This window comes from Micromonospora sediminicola, assembly GCF_900089585.1.
GTDB lineage: Bacteria > Actinomycetota > Actinomycetes > Mycobacteriales > Micromonosporaceae > Micromonospora > Micromonospora sediminicola.
On record NZ_FLRH01000003.1, the window covers coordinates 2,816,296 to 2,834,071 of the forward strand.

A 17,776-nucleotide genomic window follows, 5' to 3' on the forward strand; every position below is an offset into this window, starting at 1 on the left:
CGCCCTGTTCCACCCGGCACCGCGCGGTCGGGTCGAGGGAAGTGCCGGATGACCTCTGACCTGCGGAGGTTGCCGGTCGGGTTCGGGCGGCTGTGGGCTGCACAGACGGTGTCCTCGCTCGGTGACGGGGTCTCGCACGCCGCGCTGCCGCTGCTCGCGTTGATGGTGACGCGGGACCCGATGGCGCTCGCCGTCGTCACGGCCGCCGGGACACTGCCATGGCTGCTCTTCGGGGTGCTCGGCGGTGCGCTGGTGGACCGCTGGGACCGCCGACGCACGATGTGGGTCACGGACGCGGCGCGTGCGGTGTCGCTTGCGATTCCGGCGGCGGCAGCCGCGTTCGACGTCCTGAACGTTCCGCTGCTCGCGGCCGTCGCCTTTCTGCTCGGCCTCGGCGGACTCCTCTTCGACACCGCCGCCACCGCCTATCTGCCGGAACTGCTCGGCCGCGACCCCGCACTCCTGGAGCGAGCCAACTCTCGCCTACGGGGTGCCCAGACCGCCATGTCCGGCTTCGCGGGGCCGCCCGCGGGCAGTGCGCTGCTCGCGCTCGGGCGGGCGGTTCCGCTGCTCGCCGACGCGGTGTCGTTCGTACTCTCCGCACTGCTCGTTCGGTCGCTGCCCGCCGTGTCCCGGCCCGTGCCGCAGGCCCGCGAATCGCTGCTCCGGCAGGGCGGGCCGGAGCAGCGTACGTCTTCCGGAACCGGTTGCTGCTCGGGCTCGCCTTGCGCCCGGCGGTCGGGAACGTCGCCTTCCTCGCGGTGGGGACCGTCCTCGCCCTCTTCGCACACGACCGTCTCGGCATCGACACCTACGGCTTCGGCCTGCTCCTTACGGCAGAAGCCACCGGCGGCCTGCTCGGTGCGGGCATCGCCTCACACCTTGGCCGGCGACTCGGCACCGGCACCGCACTGACCTGCACAGCCGCCGCCGAAGGGCTTGCCGTCCTGGGCCTGGCCGCAGCCCCGAACCCCTACCTGGCCGGGCTGGCGCTCGCGATCTGCGGAACCGGCATGGGCGCCACGATGATGCTCGCACCCTCCCTGCGGCAGGCGATCAGTCCCAGCCGCCCTGATGGGCCGCGTCACCTCCACCTCCCGCATGCTGGCCATGTGCGCCGCCCCGTTCGGAGCCTTTCTCGGCGGCTGGCTGGCCACCACCTTCGACGTACGCACGCCGCTCTACGCCGCCGGTCTCCTCCTCGCCATGACCGCCGTCACGTCGACCATGACCAGCAACCGCCGGGTCGAGGCGGCGCTCCGTGGCTCTTCCGACCGGGAGAGCCAGACCCAGGACAGCCGCCCCGCCGACGCGGTCATCGCTGCCTGAACTGCCGGAAAGGCATCAGATGCTCTACTCGACCGCACGCGTCGTCACCGACCGCCCCCACCGCCACCTCAAGCATCTGGTCTCACACATGGGGCGCAAGGTGCCCACCAAACTCGACGAGGAACGCGGGTCCATCTCCTTCAGCGTCGGCAGCTGCCTGCTCGTGCCCTCGACCGCCCACCTCGACCTGATCGTCAGAGCCGACGCGGCGGACGACATCGCGGCGGTGGCGGACACCATCACCCGCCACCTGCTGCGATTCGCGACCAGGGATCCGCTCACCGTCGACTGGCTGCCCCTGGTGCGACCCGCCACGACCGAGGACGACGCCGCTCTCCTCACCCTCGACCGGTCGGCGTGGACCGTCGGGTCGGAACTACCCTCCACCCGCGCCGAGCAGCGAACGGCCTACTTCAACGAACGACGGAGGCCCGAAACGCACCTGGTCGCCGCGCTCGGCGGCCAGCTCGTCGGCACCGTGAGCACCCACCGGACGGTGCAGTTCCCGGAGGGGGCTCACGTCTTCGGCCTGTGGAATTTGATGGTGGCCGAGCAGGCCCGTCGTATGAGTATCGCTTCGGCCCTGCTCTCGGCCGCCGAACGTCTCGCCGGTTCACACGGTGTGAAGAAAATCGGACTGCGCGTCCTGGAGACCAACACCGGCGCCATCCGGCTCTACGAACAGCACGGTTATGTCGTCGAAGGCCGACACGCCGACGAGTTCCTGATCGACGGCGCCTACGTCGACGACATCAGCCTGGGTAAGTTGTTGGTACGGGGCTTCCACGTTTCTCCAGCCAGAGCGGAAGTGGCATCCTGATTCACAGCGGAGTGCTCCGGGCGCACGCCGCAGCGTGCGCGGCGCGTGGCCTCGGGTCGACCACAACCAGGCCAGTGCCGGCGACGACAGCTGCGAACAGTAGCGCCAACCGTCGCTGAATTGCCCTCCGCTGCGCGGTCACCAAGGAGCACACGCCAGGACAGGCGCGGCGGGCTGGCTGATTCACAGCGGAGTGCTCCGGGCGCACGCCGCAGCGTGCGCGGCGCGTGGCCTCGGGTCGACCACAACCAGGCCAGTGCCGGCGACGACAGCTGCGAACAGTAGCGCCAACCGTCGCTGAATTGCCCTCCGCTGCGCGGTCACCAAGGAGCACACGCCAGGACAGGCGCGGCGGGCTGGGCGCCGGTGGCGGACAGGATTGAGGTTTCTCCAGAATGTCGCACACTGAGTCCCGCTCGACTGCGCCGTCACCTCCGCGAGAAACTCGAGCCACGCACGCATCCACCCTCTGTAAGTTCGCGACAACGTCACGGACCGCGCCGCCTTTGGCCGAGATCACAAGAGTGATCCCGAGCGCGCAGCGTGAGTGAACGGTCCGAGCAGGGGCGCAGCACGAAAATCGGACCCCGTCGCCACCTCACCTCTGCGGTGTTCGCGGTCGGCTCCGCGATAGTCTGCAACGGATGAAGCTGTCGGCTCGAAGATGAGGTTTGCCCGATGGGTTCCAGCTACGAACCGATGAGTCTGGCCAGGCTCGCCACCCACCTGACATCCGCGGACACCGACCAGACTCGCTGGAAGCTCGTATGGGAGTTCCTCGAGGAGTACCGCTGGGAACCCGCAGAAACCAGGGTCGACCTGTTGAGCGAGGAGCCCCGGCTGACTGGGGACTCTCGGTGGGATGCGCTACTTGCCGCAGTCGCGGAGCACCTGCTGGCTCAGGCAGATCTTGCTCCGCCCGCATGGGTCGACGCGCGTGTGCTGCGGCGGGCGTGGTTCCCGGCCGAACTGGCCATCCACCGGGCCGACGCCCTGGCATGGGCGCCGGCTGCATTTCGAAAGCATGGCGTGTACCTGTCCGTTCACGACCTGGCGGCGGCGTGAGCGGGTCAGGCGGCGTCCTGATGGGGCGCGCGGAGCTCGAACGGGCATTTGCTCGCCTGGGCGAGCGGCTTGTCCGCCGCGGGGTCGTCGCCGACATCTTCGTTGTGGGTGGTGCTGCGATGGCGCTCGCTTACGATGCGAAACGGGTGACCAGGGACGTCGATGCGATGTTCGTCCCGCACGGTGTCGTCCTCGACGAGGCGCGTGCGGTGGCCGATGAACTCGGACTGCCGACGTGGTGGCTCAACGAGCAGGCCAGCGTGTATGTCTCCGGCAAGGACGACCCAGGCAGGCGGCGGGTCTTCGACCACCTCGGCCTGCGCGTGATGGCGGCCTCGCCGGAGCATATCTTCGCAATGAAGGCGCTCGCGGCGCGGGCCCGCGACGTGGACGACCTTCGGACCCTGGCAGCGTTGGCCAAGGTGGCGACAGTGGATGACGCCCTACGTCTGTGCAGCGACTTCTACCCTGACGAGATTGTTTCGCCGCGGGCCATGGGAGTCATCCGCGAACTGTTCGAGTAGGTCGAGCACTTCCGTCAAGTGCGTAAAGAACACCGATAGTACCGGTCTGCAAATGGTTGCCTGCGTACTTCGGCCACCACTGGAGCGAGTTGACCGAATCTGTTGCGGTTTGGGGCCAGCCACCGAGAGGCAGGATCCGTTCACTGTTTCACCTGCACGAGTGTTCAGCGACGACGTGGCGGTCTCTAGATATCGAGTCCGGGGCCATACTGCTGGGTCGGTGGATGCTTGCGTGGCCGCGCCGCGAACACCAGCCGAAGGGGTCTGCTGCACCGATAGGTGACATCTGAGATGGCTTGCCCTGCGGGCAGGCTGGAAGGATGTCGCTGTGCCCAAGCCCTACCCCAGAGAGTTCCGCGATGACGTCGTGCGTGTCGCTCGCGACCGCGAGCCAGGCGTGACCGTCGAGCAGATCGCCAAGGACTTCGGGGTCCACCCGATGACGCTGTTCAAGTGGCTGCGCCAGGCCGACATCGACGCTGGCGTCATGCCGGGGACGGCCAGCGATGAGTCGGCCGAGCTACGCGAGGCGCGCAAGCGGATCCGGTTGTTGGAGCAGGAGAACGAGGTCCTGCGCCGGGCCGCTGCCTACCTGTCGCAGGCGCATCTGCCGGGAAAAGGCTCTACCCGCTCGTGAGCGAGCTGGCCGCCGACGGGATCCCCGTGGCGGTGACGTGCCGGGTATTGAACATCGCTCGCCAGCCCTACTACCGGTGGCTGGCCCGACCGGTCACCATCGCCGACCTGGTGGCGGCGTACCGGGCCAACGCGTTGTTCGACGCCCACCGCGACGATCCGGAGTTCGGCTACCGGTTCCTGGTCGACGAGGCCCGCGACGCCGGGCAGCCGATGGCCGACCGCACCGCGTGGCGGATCTGCTCCGGCAACGGCTGGTGGAGCGCCTTCGGCAAGCGCAAGCGTCGGGGTAAGGGCGGCAAGGTCGGCCCGCCGGTGCACGACGACCTGGTCCGGCGGAATTTCACCGCCGACGGCCCGAACCGGCTGTGGCTGGCCGACATCACCGAGCACCACACCGCCGAGGGCAAGCTCTACCTGTGCGCGATCAAGGACGTCTGGTCCCACCGCATCGTCGGCTACTCCATCGACTCGCGGATGAAGTCCCGCCTGGCCGTCGCCGCACTGGACAACGCCGCAGCCAGACGCGGTGACCTGGCCGGCTGCATCCTGCACACCGACCGCGGATCCCAATTCCGTTCCAGGAAATTCGTCCGAGCCCTCCACCGCCACCGGATGGCCGGATCGATGGGCCGTGTCGGCGCCGCCGGCGACAACGCCGCCATGGAATCCTTCTTCGGCCTCCTGCAGAACAACGTCCTCAACCGACGATCATGGACCACCCGCCAGCAACTACGGATCGCGATCGTGACCTGGATCGAACGGACCTACCACCGCCGCCGACGCCAACGGTCACTGTCCCGATTGACCCCCGTTGAATTCGAGACCATCATGCACCCACCGGCCAGTCAGGCCGCGTGACTACGCCTGTCACCTGCCGGTGCAGCAGACCCAAGGCCAAAAATAGAGTTGCAGCTGACGCCCCGAATAGTATGGCTGCCGCATTGGGCTCGGCCTGGCGCGAACGCTTATCCGGCGCTCTCCTTGATGCTTTCATCAATGTAGAACCGTCCGGACCCGCTGCGTCGGGTTGAACGGGTGTCGGCGGAGTGTCCGGCTCGGCGAGCAGGCGTGTGCCGCCGGAGCGGTAGAGGCTGTCATGAATCTCGTCGGCAGAGAGCAAGTTGGTCACTGCACGGTCGATCGTTGCCGCCCGACCGCAGACGGTGTCTCCGGCAGTGGGCGGACTTGCCGCGCCTCCTGCTGGGGGAGCGGGGTGACCTGTCGTGGCCGCAGAGGCGTGGTCATGCGCCGTTACTGATCGTTCAGACCGGTAAGGCCTTTCGCCTGGCCGACAGGTCGCGCGGTGGTTCTGCTCGCCCGTCCTGAGCCTGGTGCCGGCGGCGGTCTACTGATCAGGCGGCGCGGTGGGCCGGGCGGAGCGAGGTGAGCGCGCGAAGGGCGTCGGCGCGGGAGACGGGCTGATCGTCGTCGGACTGCAACGAGCCACGTCGACTGACTCCCCAGGGCCGGGGTGACCAGCCTCAGTCCGCGCGAACCAGCCGGCGCGTTGCCGTCGACCGTAGTGCGTTCGGGCGGGTGCACCTACGCGCCGGCCGTCGTGGACGGTCACCGCCGCGTTCAGGCGGCGGCCCGGGGGCAGACCATCGGGTGCAGCAGCCGGGACAGCTCGGCGACGTCGGCGACGGGCCGCTCGAAGGCGAGTCGGGTGCGCCGCGTCGCGCCGGGCCGGCCGTAGGCGATCAGCAGCCCGTACCGGTCGATCCGGACCACGCGCGGCGACTCGGCCCCGGGCAGTGCCAGGCGGCGGCGCAGGTAGCCGGTGACCTGGTCGGCGTGGTGGTCGGTGAGGTCGGCCAGCAGGTCCGACTCGACCGGGTGCAGCGGATCGGGCTCGGCCCCCGCGTACGCGTCGGGGTCGATGCGGCGGACTCCGCCGGCGCGTTCCCAGCGGGCCTCGGCCACCTCGAACCGGTGCAGGTGGAACCGGGTGCCCAGGTCGAGCAGGTCGCCGGTCGGATGGGTGGCGGCGAAGTCCAGTGCGGCGCCTCGGGCCTGGTCGCCGTCGAGGCGCTCGGCCCAGCCGGAGATCCAGGCCCGGCCGAGGGAGGGGGCGCCGGCGGCCGGCGGGAGGTCGAGCACGTCGAGGACGGTGGCGACGTCGCTGTCTCCGGCCGGCGGCGCCAGCGCCACGGCGAGGTCGCTGAACACCGGCACCAGCAGCAGCACCCGTCCGTCCGGGTCGGTGGCGTGCCGGACCTGGTGCGGGCCTGGGTCGCGGGCCAGGTGGACCAGAGCGGGCAGCCGGCCCGCGATCAGGGTACGCACGATCTCCGCCGGGCTGGGTCGCATCCTCGACCTCCTCAAGATAGGTTAGGCTTACCTAATAAACAGGCTAGACCATTCGATCGGAGACGTCGACGTGAACCACCCCCGGCCCAAGGCCCGGCTCTCCCGCGCCCTCGGCGTCCCGCTCACGCGCAAGTGCGTGCGGTACGTCGAGCGGCGCCCCTACCCGCCGGGTGTGCACGGCCGCAACCGCCGCAAGACCTCCGACTACCAGGTGCGGCTGCTGGAGAAGCAGCGGCTGCGCCACCAGTACAACGTCAGCGAGGTCCAGTTGCGCCGCACGTTCGACGAGGCCGCCCGCGGCGCCGGCAAGACCGGCGAGTCGCTGGTCACGCTCCTGGAACGGCGTCTCGACGCGGTGGTGCTCCGGGCCGGGCTGGCCCGCAGCATCTACCAGGCGCGCCAACTCGTCGGGCACGGTCACTTCACCGTCGACGGACACAAGGTCGACCGTCCGTCCTACCGGCTGCGGCCGGGCCAGGTGGTCGCGGTCCGCGAACGCAGCCGGACCCTGCCGCCGTTCCAGCTCGCCGCCGCCGGCGCGCACGCCGACGAACAGCCCCGGCCGTACCTGTCGGTGGAACTCGCCGGGCTGCGCGCGACGTTGCTGCGCGAACCGGCCCGTCGCGAGGTGCCGGTGATCTGCGACGAGCAGTTGGTGGTCGAGTTCTACTCCCGCTGACGGGGACGACGAACCGGCGACGACAAGGACACGCTCCCCGCCCGCGGTCATCGGCCGGGCGGGCGGGCCGCCCACCCGGCCGCGATCCGGTGCGGGTCGCCGGTGCGAAACTCCGGGGGCTCGTGCAGCAGGAAGTCGCGGTGGCTGATGTTCCAGGCGTACGCGCCGGCCATGGCGAAGACCAGCACGTCGCCGACGCCCACCGGGCCGGCATCGGTCGAGCGGGACAGCACGTCCTTCGGGGTGCACAGCTGCCCGACGACGGTCACCGGCCCGCCGTCGGTGCGCGGGCCGTCGCCGCCGTGCCGCGGGTGCACGGTGAACGGCTGCGGGTGGCCCTTGGCCGCGGGCGTGCGCAGGTGGTGGGTGCCGCCCGCGACCACCGCGAACCATTCGCCGTGGGAGCGTTTCACGTCGATCACCTCGGTGAGGTACGCACCGCAGTAGACGGTGACCGAACGGCCCGGCTCGACGCGCAGCCGCACCCCCGGGTACGCGTCGAGCAGGCCGCCCAGCGCGCGACCGTAACCAGCCCAGTCGAACCGGGCCGCCGGGGCACCGTAGTCGACCGCCATGCCGCCGCCGACATCGATCTCCCGGGCGCCGACCTCGTTGACCGACCAACGGACCACATGCTCGGCCACGGTGGCGGCGAGCGGCCCGTCCAACCCGCTGGCCAGGTGGACGTGCACGCCACGCACCTCCACCCCATCCGGGGGGCGGCGCGCGCAGGCCACCGCCTCGGCCGGGTCCATGCCGAACGGGCTGGGTCGTCCGCCCATCACCAGGCTCGCGCCGGGCGCGTCCAACGGCAGGTTCACCCGCAGCAGCACCCTGGCCGGTGTGCCGCCGGCGACCGCCAGCGTGCCCAGGCGACGCAACTCGGCCGGGGACTCCACGTGGATCCGCGCCACCCCGGAGGCGAGCGCGGCTGCCAGGTCCGCGCCGGTCTTGCCCGGCCCGGCGTACGCCGCCGCCGGGCGGCCGGGCAGCACCTCGGTGAGGCGTCGCAGCTCACCTCGGCTCGCGGTCTCGAAGCCGTCGACCACCGGTGCCAGCGTGCGTAACACGTCCGGCTCCGGATTCGCCTTCATCGCGTACAGCAGCTCGACCCCGGGCGGCAGCGCCGCGCGGATCGCCCGGGCGTGCCCGGTCAGCGCGTCGAGGTCGTGGACGTAGACCGGCCGGGTCACCCGCGACCGCCGAACGGGTTCGGCACCGGCACGAACGGCGCCGCCCGGTCCGCGTCGCGCCGCCAGCGCACCAGCAGGTTCGCCTTGGCGACCAGCGGCTCGCCGGCCAGCAGCGCGCGCAGCTCCGGCGGGTCGTCCAGTTCGGCGGCGACCGTCGCGACCACCTCGCGCACCTCCCGCCACAGGGCCGGCTCGATGCCGGGCCGGGCGTCGGCGAGTGCGCCGCAGATCCCGGCGAGGTGGTTGACGAACAGACAGTAGACGACCCGTTGCCGGGCGTCCTTCGGGCCGTATCCCACCTGTCGGGGCAGGCCGTGCGGCCAGTCGGTCCAGCGGCTGGTGTCGAGCTTCACCCCTTCCAGGTCGCGCAGCAGCATCCGCGCCGGGCGGCCGTCGGGGTCGCGCACGACGACCACGTTCTGCAGGTGCGACTCGTGCACCACTCCGTGCCGCAACCAGGCGCGCAGCACGGCCGGCGCCAGCATCGCGACGTAACGCCGCCACCAGTCGACCGGGTCGGACACCGGCAGCGGTGCGGCGGCCAGCGCCGCCGCCAGCACCGGCGTCTGACCGGGCCGCAGGTGGGCGCGCAGCCCGGTGCGCAGGATCGTCCCGTACGCCTCGTCCGCGCCGGGCAGGTCGACGGTCCGGTAGGCGGGCTCGGCCAGCAGAGCCACGCCGTCGGGCAGCGGCACGTCGGCGAGCAGCCCGGTCAACGCGACCGCGCCGGTCAGCTCGTACCGGGCGTTCTTACGCAGGCAGTTGGTGATGCGCACGTGCAGGCTGGTCTTGACGAACAGGTCGGCATCGGGGGAGTAGAGGGTGCGGACGCTCGCGGTGGGGCGCACCGGTCTTCCGGCCGCACCGAGCCTCCGCACCCGGGCATGTACCGGTGGCATCAGCCTCAGCTGCCACGGATGCACCGGCAGCACCCGGTGCCCGGCCGGCGGGCGTGGCGGGTCCAGGGCGGCCAGCAACTCCTCGAAGGGCCCGGCCCCGGCAACCAGGCCGTCCGGCACGGCGAGCCAGTGCAGCCGGAACGCGGTGCGCAGCTCCGGCGCGTACGCCCGCCATTCGTCCGGGTCGCCGCTGCGCCACTTCGGGGTGGGATGGTGCGGATGGCCGAGGACGAGCGACTGCTCGGAGGCTACGTAGGCGTCGACCGCCGGGTCCCCGGTCGGCGTGGGGTCGGTGTCCGGCTGCCCGGCCAGCAGTTGGGCGGTCACCTCCCGGCTCGCCTGCACCTGCCCGACGAACTCGGAGTTGTTCCGGCCGGTGCGCACGGCCAGCTCCGCGGCCACCAGAGCGGCCAGTTGATCCGCGTGCACCTCTGCCCACCGGCCGCCGTCCGGGCGGGCGCGCACCGGCCCGTGGTAGCGGTGCGCGCCGACCGGGGACAGCCGGGTCACCGCGCAGCGCAACGCCATGCCGGTGGCCGGCAGCCGGACCCGCACCTGGTCACCGGCCACGGTGGCCTCGCCTGCGGGGGCGGCGACCTCACGGACCAGGCAGCCGAACACGGCGTGCGCGGCGGCCAGGTCCGCCGGGTGGGTGTGCCGCGCCGCCCGGGGGCGCAGGCCGGTGCTCGTCATCGCGTCTCCCGCAGGTAGTTCGGGCCGGTGCGCCGGTAGTACTTGTTGACGTCGGCGCAGCCGAGGCGTTGCTTCGGCAGCAGAGTGCCGGCGGTGACCATCGCCTTGACCGGCAGCCGGTCGGCGCACAGCACCCGGTCGGTGAATGCGTGCGCGGCCGGCCCGTCGCCCCACCGGTCCCGGGCGGCGACGAGTCGTGGTGTCAGCGCGGCGGCCGGCGTCGGCACCGGCACGCCCCGGGCGGCCAGCGCCAGCAGCGGCGCGGCGGCGGCCAGGTGCAGGGTGATGGTCACGAACACGTCGGCCAGTTCGCCGGGGTCGGTCACCCACATCCGCGCGTCCCGCAGCGCCACCGCGTCGTGGTGGCGCGGGTCGAGGCGGGCGCCGTCGTCGTCCTTGTAGAGCAGGCCGATCGTTCCGTCCGGTGCGAGGAGCACGTGGATGTTCTGCGGGTGGGCCTCCAGCGCCACGCCGTACCGGAGCCACAGGCAGACGTGCCAGTCGAGCAGCAGGTCCAGATAGGAGTCGAGCACCGCGGCGGCCCGACCGCCGCTGACCCGCTCCAGCACCGTGCCGGCCTCCGGGTCGGGCGCGGCGAGGGCCGCGACCGGCACCACCCGCGATCCGGCCAGGTTCCGGGGGAATCGGCGGATCAGGAACGCCGGACCGTCGTCGCCGGTGTGCCCGAAGGTGCGCTCGTCGGCGTGCCGGATCCGGCCGGCGAAGGCCGGTTCGGCGGCGGCGATCCGGTCGAGCAGCCCGGCCACCGCCGCTCCGTCGGCCAACGAGTCCGGCCGCAGGCCGCGCCGGTTGCGGGCGCCCAGCGTCGCGGTGGGCAGCGGCAGCTTCAGGTGGGTGTACGGGTCGTCGGCGAGCGCCACCGTGCGCATGGACAGCGTCGGTCGCACGATCACCGCCGGTCGTTCGGTCAGCGGCGGCGCGTGCCGAGCCGCGGTGAGCGGATGCACCGGCAGCAGCAGGTCGTCGGCCCGGTCCGCGGCCGGCCACCAGGCGGGCAACGCTCCGGTGAGCCGCACCGCCGCCCGGGACGCGGCCTGCCAGCGCAGCGCGAAACGGGGCGCGTGCTCCGGGGCGTACCGGAGCAGGTCGTCGTCGTCGAGGCCGTGCCGGCACCGGTCGGTCGGGTAGACCGGATGGCCGGCGTGCGCAGCGAGCACGTCGTCGAGCAGCGCCGCCGGCATGCCGACCGGCGCGGTCGCCCGTTCGGCGGCCACCGCGGCGAACACCGCCGGCCGGGCTCGGGTGGCGAGCCGGCGGGCCCGCAGATCGGCGTGGCACTCGGCGGTGAACGTCCGCCAGCCGGTCTCCGCCTCCGGGTCGTCGGCCGGGGCGAGCAGCGCGAGCAGGCCGTCGAGCTTGTCCACCACGCGGTCCGGGCCGTCCGGGTCGCGCACCCGCACGGTTGGTCGCGCGCAGCGCAGGGCCGCCTGGAACCCGTCGGCGCGGACCGGGATGCGCAACAGCCCACCGGCGTGCGGCACCTCCCACCGGTCGGAGCCGAGGAGCCGGCCGCGCCGGAGCAGGCCGAGGTGGTCCTCGCGCAGGAGGGCGTCGAGCACCCGGCGGAAGACCTGCCGTTCGCTGTCGTCGGTCATCAGGTGATCGTCCAGCGCAGCTCGTTCCGGAACGCGGTCAGCGCGGCCCGCACAGCGTCGGGGTCGGGTCCGATGCCGTGCAACACGGCCAGGTAGTCGCGGTTGGTGCCGGTGTGCTCCGCGACCCGGCCCGCCTCGAGCAGCGGCCGGCAGGACAGTCGGACGCCGTCGCGGATTGTGTCCACCGACCCGGGCGCCGCCGCGAGCCGGCCGGACCGGTCGGCGCAGACGTACTCGACCCGGGCGTGCCGGTCGAGCGCGACCGGGTCGGGCACGTCCATCGCGGCCAGCGGCTCGCCGAGGTGCAACCGGATCACGTGGGCGAACAGCGGAACCCCGAGCAGGTCGGCGAGGATCACGTCCATCCGGTCACCGATCAGGCGGTCGTTCACCTCGATCAGCCGAACCCGGTCGCCGCCCACCACGTACTCGGTGTGGCAGGCGCCGAAGTCGACGCCGAGCGCCCCGAGCAGCGCGCGGAGCCGCGTGTCGTGGGCGGGCGACGGAGGCGACCAGTCGAGGCTCGTCTCGGTGAAGGTGGGCGGCGGACCGAGGCCGGTCCGCCACCCGCCGAGCACCGCCAGCGACACGCCGTCGCCCAGGGTGTCGTAGGTGCGCAGCTCGCCGGCCAGGTACTCCTCGACCACCAGGGCCACATCCGCCCGCCGCCGCCGGATCGTGGCGACCCGGGCCGCCAGCTCGCGCCGGTCGGCCACCAGGTACACGTCCTCGCTGGCCACGCCGTCGCGCGGCTTGACCACGGCGGGGAAGAGGTCGTCCGGCACAGTGGGTGCGGCATTCGGTTCGACGGTGACCACGCGGACCGGATCGAGGCCGACGGCGGCGAGCGCGCGGCGCATCGCCGCCTTGTCCTTGCAGCGGCGGGCCGCCTCCGGATCCTTACCCGGCAGACCGAGCTTGCCGGCCGCGACGGCGGTCGCCTCCTGGAGGTGGTCGCTGTTGGACAGCAGCGCGGCAGGCGGCTCGGCCGCCGTGGCCGTGACGACCGCCGCCGCGTCGCGGACCGCGCAGTGCCGCACCGGGACGCCGGACGGCCACTCGCCGGGGCGGTCGGTCAGCACCGTGATCGGCAGGCCGAGCGCGTCCGCCGCCGGAAGAAAACCTTCCACGACGGCGTCAGTGGGGTTCAGCGCGGTCAGATAGAGCCGCATCCCACCCCCTCGACTCGACATTAGGAAAGCCTACCCTAAATATGGGGTTCATCCGGTTCATCGGTAACCTGGCGCGTCGTCACGGACGATCGAGCGCTCGACCCACCGCACGCGCTACCCGGGCCGCCGCGTGGCCACCTCGCAACCGCACGCACTGTCGAGGGGGACCGCCGCTTTCCCGTCGACGATGTCATCGATTGGCCCAAGTCACCGGTCGCGGCGCGCATCGGCGATCACATCCTCTCGCACCATTGGCCCCCGAGCCTCCAGACGCCCGTGGGGACCACGGGCACCCACCCGCGCGGACTGCCGCACCATCGAGGGACCGAGCGGCGCACGGTGCACTTTCGCGCGGTTGGGAACGGTCGCGGTCCGGTGAGCGGCTCTTGGTTGCAGGACCGCCAGCTCTCGCAACCCCGACGGCCGGTAGACGTCCTCGTGCGAGGTGGTGTGTTCGCCATGCCCACCCCTGGGCAGATCGTCACCGTGGTGCTCGACGTCACCACGTTCTTCGCCGAGTCCGGCGGACAGGTCGCCGACGCCGGGCACCTCACCGGCCCTGACGGCGCGGGCGAGGTGATCGACGTGCAGCGACCGGTCAAGAGCCTCGTCGCCCACCAGGTCCGCGTCACCGCCGGGCACCTGACGGTCGGCGCCCGCCTCACCGCGCACGTCGACGCGACCTGGCGCCTCGGTGCCCGGCAGGCGCACTCCGGCACCCACGTGCTGCACGCCGCGCTGCGGCAGGTCCTCGGCCCGACCGCGTTGCAGTCCGGCTCCTACAACCGGCCCGGCTACCTGCGGCTGGACTTCGCCTGGCCCGGCGGCCTGTCCCCGGCCACCCGCAGCGAGGTCGAGGACGGCGCCAACCAGGCGCTGCGCGACGACCTCCCGGTCACCGCGCAGGTCATGCCGCTGACCCGGGCCCGGGACCTAGGCGCCCTGGCCCTGTTCGGGGAGACCTACGACGAGCAGGTCCGGGTGGTCGAGATCGGCGGGGCCTGGTCCCGGGAGCTGTGCGGTGGCACCCACGTCACCCACTCCAACCAGATCGGCCTGCTCGCGCTGACCGGCGAGTCGTCCGTCGGCGTCGGACACCGCCGCGTCGAGGCGGTCGTCGGCCTCGACGGGCTGCGCTACCTCGCTCGGGAGCGGGACCTCGTCACCCAGCTCGCCGCGCAGCTACAGGCCCCGCGCGAGGACCTGCCCGAGCGCATCGGCGCGCTGCTCGATCGCGCCAAGACCGCGGAACGTCGCGCCGACGAGCTCACCCGAGTGCTCACCGGGCAGTGCGCCCGACGCCTCGCCGTCGACGCGGTACGCATCAACGGCACCCGCCACGTCGGCGTCGTCGCGGCCGACAGCGAGGACTCACGGCAGCTCGCCGAGCTGATTCGCGCCGCGCTACGCCAAGACCAGCCCGGCGTGGTGGCGGTCGCCGCGTCCGTGGCGCGCAACACCCGCCTGGTCGTCGCCACCACCGCGGCGACATCGGACCCGCTCGGCGCCGTACACCTGGTCAAGGCCACCCTCGACGGGCGCGGCGGCGGCACCGCCCGTTTGGCGCAGGGCGGAGCCCGGGTCGCACCGCCGAGGAGGTTCTCGCCACGCTCGCCGCGGGCATCTGAGCACCCGTCAGGTGACGCGCCGCCGCGTGCGGTGCGCCCGCACGTGCACGCGGGTGGCGCAGCGCGACGAGCAGAACCGACGACGCCGGTTCGTGCTCCCGTCCAGGAACACCACACCGCACGCCGGCTCGGCGCACACCTTGAACCGGTCGATGCCCTGGTCGCAGAGGAACACCGCGAGCGCGCTCACCGCCGCTGCCACGTACTCGACCGCCGGGGCGCTTCCCACGGCGGCGACGTGCAGATGGCGATCCGACGGGCCGGTACCGGAGATGACCGGCCGCAGCCGGTGCCGGGTGAGCAGCCGGTTGAGCCGCCCGACAGCTTCTCGGTCGCGGCCGGCGGCGGCGTCGACGAAGACCGCGCGCAGCTGCCGGCCCGCCGACGCCAGCACCGCCAGGCCGGTCGACGTGAGCCCGTCGCTGAGGCCCGGCCACCGGGTCACCACGGCGTTCGCCTGGGTGATGTCGTGGAACCGCGCGTTGGCCAGGCACACCGCCGGCGCCGTCAGCTCACCGCGGTCGGTGAGATCCGTCCGGTGCTGCCTGCGGGGGCGGGCCCGGCCGTGCGACCAACCGACGCGATCAGGTGATCCTGGTGCGGCACGACGCGCACCACCCGTACACGACCACTCCGCCGTTACCTCCGTCCGGATCCACCTCGACGCCGACCGCCCGGGCCGCCGTGACCGTGCCAGCCACCGCCGAGGTCGGTAGCTGGCGCATGCCGCCGCAGCCCTGGCACACCGCTTGGTGGTGCGGCCGGCCGGCCATCCCGAACGTCGCCGCGCCACCGACCGGCGCGACGTGGGCCACCCCGAGGTCCACCAGGTGGGTGAGTACGCGGTGCACGGTGGACAACTCCACCGGCCGCCCTCGGCCGGTGAGCCGGAGATGCACCTCGCTCGCGCTGAGATGCTGGCGCTCTTCGGCGGCCTCGCCGAGCGCGTGCACGACGCCGCGACGCGCGAGGGTCGTGCGGTGACCGGCGCGGCGGAGCCGATCCAGCACAGCGCTCACCCGGTCGGTCTGCGATGTGATCAATCCCCGCTCCTCACGACAACCGCCACCTTGTTGCAAGATACTGGCAACAACCAAACTACGGCAGCATCACCGGAAGGAACCTCTGATGGCGCTCTACACCCTGCCCGACATGCCCTACGACTACGGCGCGCTGGAACCGGCCATGTCCGGCGAGATCCTCCAGCTGCACCACAGCAAGCACCACGCGGCGTACGTCAAGGGCGCCAACGACGGCCTGGAGAAGCTCGCCGAGGCCCGCGAGAAGGGCGACTTCGCCACGCTTGTCGGCCTGGAGAAGACGTTCGCGTTCAACCTCTCCGGGCACGTGCTGCACTCGATCTTCTGGGGCAACCTGTCCCCGGACGGCGGCGACCGTCCGGACGGTGAGCTGGCTGCGGCGATCGACGAGCACTTCGGTTCGTTCGACGCGTTCGCCGGTCAGCTCTCGGCGGCGACCAAGGGCGTGCAGGGCTCCGGCTGGGGCGTCCTGGCGTGGGAGCCGCTCGGGCGGCAGCTGATCGTCGAGCAGGTCTACGACCACCACGGCAACGTCGGCCAGGGCGCCACGCCGCTGCTGGTCTTCGACGCCTGGGAGCACGCCTACTACCTGCAGTACCGCAACGTGCGCCCGGACTACGTCGACCGGCTGTGGAACCTGGTCAACTGGTCCGACGTGATCGCCCGCTTCGACGCCGCCCGCGCGACGAGCCCGAAGATCTGACCCGGTGGATCAGACCACCCCCGCCACGGCGGAACTCCTTCAACGCGCCGCCGGGGTCATCGCCGCCAAGCACCGCGGTGACCTCGCCGGCGCCGAGGAGCTGCTCGCCGCGTTCCCCGGCGAGCAGGCCCGCACCCTCGGGTTCTACCTGCTCGCCGACCTGGCCCTCGGGCTGGTCCGGGCGGGCAGCGGCCAGTCCATGGACGACCTGGTCCGGGAGCTGTCCCTACTCGTCGCCGCCACGGCGAGCCAGCCACCAGTCGAGGGAAGCTAAGCGCAGGGTCCTCGACGCCCGCACCACCCGCGACGAGGACCCTGTCAGCGGCAGGCGCCGAACGGTAACCCTCATCGGCGTTACGGCAGGCCCGCAGCAGCAGCTAGGCCTACGGCTTGAACAAGATTCGAGGTCGCATAGGGACATCGTGGACTGATCCTTCCGTCCTACGACGCTGTGCACGTTGTGCCGAGCAGAACGATCACCCTGCAGTCTGGTCACCGCGTCACGAGCCCGTCTCGTTGCTGCCCGTACTCTGCGCCAGCATGGAGACGAACGCTGCGTGGTGGAGCTTGGAGGCGTTGAACGCTGAGGTGCCTGACCACCATCACGACTCGACGGTGGAGAATCTCGACGGCACCCCGATGACGCTGAGGGGATCGCCACGATTGAGAATCTCCGCCGTGCGATCCGGGCTGGGGTTCGGCTGCCGGCGATCGTCTTTGTGCATGTACCAGGTGGGCCGCGATTCGAGCAGTTCAGTGACCCTCGATATGCGGGCGCCTACCACCTACTCGAAGGTCGCCACCGCTACAACGCCGCTTACCGGGAGCGGACGCCGACGATCTTTGCGTGGGTCGCTCACATCGGCTGCTGCGGCGGACCCGGCGCTGACCTCGTGGCAGTGGAATCTGGCGGGTAGGCGTGGCGCCATCTGGGCTGCCCTGCAAGAGGCAGCGAGGGCGGCACGATCATCGCCGACCCGGGACGCCGGGCCATGCGGGTTCAGAGTCGGTGAGCGCCGAGGATTCGCGCGAGAAGGACGTCGCGCTCCTGGTAGATCGCTGCCACTGCGGCAGCGAGCGCGTGGGACTGCTCACCTTCGCGCGGCCTGGGCCGGGGTGCAGCCGGCGGGCGACGACGAGTCCGGCATCACCGCCGCCGACGAGGTGTTCCACCTGGTAGCGCCGACCATCGTCCTCTCCATCTTGGCACATCCCTCGACCGACGTCCTGGTCGCCAGGGCTCTCGACGATGCCGGCGAGACACCCGGTTGGCATGGCGTGCTGCGCCGGATCCGCCGGGCCCGACGCGCGACGGTGAGTTCGGCGCGGCGAGCTGGTCCGGTGCCCGGCAAGGACCGCACCACGTCCGCTGGCGGCGACGGTGCCGTGCCCGACAGTGACCTCACTGACGCTCCGACGTCGGGCAGCGCCGCGCGTCGACCACCCCGAGGGCCCGAAGGCGAGGA

General features: G+C 72.0%; 15 protein-coding genes and 4 pseudogenes. 12 read left to right on the top strand and 7 right to left on the bottom strand.

The features are described 5' to 3' along the window. Nucleotides 1-48 precede the first annotated feature (48 nt). The 7 genes and pseudogenes from GA0070622_RS13625 to GA0070622_RS13645 form a co-directional block, all read left to right on the top strand. Nucleotides 49-642: pseudogene (locus GA0070622_RS13625) on the top strand (MFS transporter); the annotation flags it as partial. 83 nt (nt 643-725) lie between these two features. After that, a pseudogene (locus GA0070622_RS33450) lies at nt 726-1,004 on the top strand (MFS transporter); the annotation flags it as partial. Nucleotides 1,005-1,074: 70 nt separating this feature from the next. Further along, entirely contained in the window at nt 1,075-1,329 is a 255-nt protein-coding gene (locus tag GA0070622_RS33085) for a hypothetical protein (RefSeq protein ID WP_245666239.1), read from the top strand. 19 nt (nt 1,330-1,348) lie between these two features. Then, nucleotides 1,349-2,149, top strand: coding sequence for a GNAT family N-acetyltransferase (locus GA0070622_RS13630; protein WP_091573634.1), 801 nt, complete (start codon nt 1,349-1,351; stop codon nt 2,147-2,149). Between the two features lie 678 nt (nt 2,150-2,827). Further along, nucleotides 2,828-3,214, top strand: coding sequence for a hypothetical protein (locus GA0070622_RS13635; RefSeq protein WP_091573635.1), 387 nt, complete (start codon nt 2,828-2,830; stop codon nt 3,212-3,214). Between the two features lie 20 nt (nt 3,215-3,234). Continuing rightward, a complete protein-coding gene (locus tag GA0070622_RS13640; RefSeq protein WP_141684561.1) occupies nt 3,235-3,738 on the top strand; it encodes a DUF6036 family nucleotidyltransferase in 504 nt (167 codons plus the stop codon). 328 nt (nt 3,739-4,066) lie between these two features. Next, nucleotides 4,067-5,235 (top strand): IS3 family transposase gene (locus tag GA0070622_RS13645; protein WP_091568968.1). Its coding sequence is split into 2 segments (ribosomal slippage): nt 4,067-4,351 and nt 4,354-5,235, totalling 1,167 coding nucleotides; the frame shifts between segments, so codons are not numbered across the junction. A gap of 720 nt (nt 5,236-5,955) precedes the next feature. Here GA0070622_RS13645 and GA0070622_RS13650 read toward each other — a convergent pair. Then, complete coding sequence (locus GA0070622_RS13650) at nt 5,956-6,687, bottom strand: DUF2470 domain-containing protein (RefSeq protein ID WP_091573637.1); 732 nt, start codon at nt 6,685-6,687, stop codon at nt 5,956-5,958. 70 nt (nt 6,688-6,757) lie between these two features. Between GA0070622_RS13650 and rpsD the strand changes: the two genes are divergently transcribed. Then, entirely contained in the window at nt 6,758-7,366 is a 609-nt protein-coding gene (gene rpsD / locus GA0070622_RS13655) for a 30S ribosomal protein S4 (protein ID WP_091573638.1), read from the top strand. Nucleotides 7,367-7,413: 47 nt separating this feature from the next. Here rpsD and GA0070622_RS13660 read toward each other — a convergent pair whose 3' ends face one another. From GA0070622_RS13660 to GA0070622_RS13675, 4 genes are read right to left on the bottom strand one after another with little or no spacing between them, the layout of a single operon-like run. After that, a complete protein-coding gene (locus tag GA0070622_RS13660; protein ID WP_091573639.1) occupies nt 7,414-8,559 on the bottom strand; it encodes an alanine racemase in 1,146 nt (381 codons plus the stop codon). After that, nucleotides 8,556-10,151, bottom strand: a complete 1,596-nt coding sequence (locus GA0070622_RS13665) for an IucA/IucC family protein (RefSeq protein ID WP_091573640.1) — start codon at nt 10,149-10,151, stop codon at nt 8,556-8,558. The genes GA0070622_RS13660 and GA0070622_RS13665 overlap by 4 nt, the downstream gene beginning before the upstream one ends. Next, a complete protein-coding gene (locus GA0070622_RS13670; RefSeq protein WP_091573641.1) occupies nt 10,148-11,767 on the bottom strand; it encodes an IucA/IucC family protein in 1,620 nt (539 codons plus the stop codon). Before GA0070622_RS13670 ends, GA0070622_RS13665 begins: the two co-directional genes overlap by 4 nt. Continuing rightward, nucleotides 11,767-12,939, bottom strand: coding sequence for an ATP-grasp domain-containing protein (locus GA0070622_RS13675; RefSeq protein WP_091573642.1), 1,173 nt, complete (start codon nt 12,937-12,939; stop codon nt 11,767-11,769). The genes GA0070622_RS13670 and GA0070622_RS13675 overlap by 1 nt, the downstream gene beginning before the upstream one ends. Nucleotides 12,940-13,398: 459 nt before the next feature. Between GA0070622_RS13675 and GA0070622_RS33685 the strand changes: the two are divergent. Further along, nucleotides 13,399-14,037 (top strand): annotated as a pseudogene (locus GA0070622_RS33685) (alanine--tRNA ligase-related protein); the annotation flags it as partial. A gap of 537 nt (nt 14,038-14,574) precedes the next feature. On the opposite strand, the gene GA0070622_RS33690 reads toward GA0070622_RS33685, so the two are convergent. Both GA0070622_RS33690 and GA0070622_RS32855 read right to left on the bottom strand, forming a co-directional pair. Then, on the bottom strand, nt 14,575-15,063 hold the full coding sequence (locus tag GA0070622_RS33690; protein WP_425412778.1) for a CGNR zinc finger domain-containing protein: 489 nt from the start codon (nt 15,061-15,063) through the stop codon (nt 14,575-14,577). A gap of 88 nt (nt 15,064-15,151) precedes the next feature. After that, nucleotides 15,152-15,610: a Fur family transcriptional regulator gene (locus tag GA0070622_RS32855; RefSeq protein WP_218060581.1), complete on the bottom strand. Its 459-nt coding sequence runs from the start codon at nt 15,608-15,610 to the stop codon at nt 15,152-15,154. Nucleotides 15,611-15,695: 85 nt separating this feature from the next. Between GA0070622_RS32855 and GA0070622_RS13695 the strand changes: the two genes are divergently transcribed. The 3 genes and pseudogenes from GA0070622_RS13695 to GA0070622_RS33695 form a co-directional block, all read left to right on the top strand. Next, nucleotides 15,696-16,310: a superoxide dismutase gene (locus GA0070622_RS13695; RefSeq protein WP_091573644.1), complete on the top strand. Its 615-nt coding sequence runs from the start codon at nt 15,696-15,698 to the stop codon at nt 16,308-16,310. A 4-nt stretch (nt 16,311-16,314) separates the two neighbouring features. Next, a complete protein-coding gene (locus tag GA0070622_RS13700; RefSeq protein ID WP_091573645.1) occupies nt 16,315-16,584 on the top strand; it encodes a hypothetical protein in 270 nt (89 codons plus the stop codon). A gap of 863 nt (nt 16,585-17,447) precedes the next feature. Further along, nucleotides 17,448-17,618 (top strand): annotated as a pseudogene (locus GA0070622_RS33695) (cation:proton antiporter); the annotation flags it as partial. Between the last annotated feature and the right edge of the window lie 158 nt (nt 17,619-17,776).

Bases quoted from the DNA above. Each gene is read 5' to 3' on its own strand.
- GA0070622_RS13675 (WP_091573642.1), bottom strand. From the start codon at position 12,939: ATGCGGCTCTATCTGACCGCGCTGAACCCCACTGACGCCGTCGTGGAA.
- GA0070622_RS13670 (WP_091573641.1), bottom strand. From the start codon at position 11,767: ATGACCGACGACAGCGAACGGCAGGTCTTCCGCCGGGTGCTCGACGCC.
- GA0070622_RS13695 (WP_091573644.1), top strand. From the start codon at position 15,696: ATGGCGCTCTACACCCTGCCCGACATGCCCTACGACTACGGCGCGCTG.
- GA0070622_RS13630 (WP_091573634.1), top strand. From the start codon at position 1,349: ATGCTCTACTCGACCGCACGCGTCGTCACCGACCGCCCCCACCGCCAC.
- GA0070622_RS33085 (WP_245666239.1), top strand. From the start codon at position 1,075: ATGGGCCGCGTCACCTCCACCTCCCGCATGCTGGCCATGTGCGCCGCC.
- GA0070622_RS13640 (WP_141684561.1), top strand. From the start codon at position 3,235: ATGGGGCGCGCGGAGCTCGAACGGGCATTTGCTCGCCTGGGCGAGCGG.
- GA0070622_RS13665 (WP_091573640.1), bottom strand. From the start codon at position 10,151: ATGACGAGCACCGGCCTGCGCCCCCGGGCGGCGCGGCACACCCACCCG.
- GA0070622_RS13635 (WP_091573635.1), top strand. From the start codon at position 2,828: ATGGGTTCCAGCTACGAACCGATGAGTCTGGCCAGGCTCGCCACCCAC.
- GA0070622_RS13650 (WP_091573637.1), bottom strand. From the start codon at position 6,687: ATGCGACCCAGCCCGGCGGAGATCGTGCGTACCCTGATCGCGGGCCGG.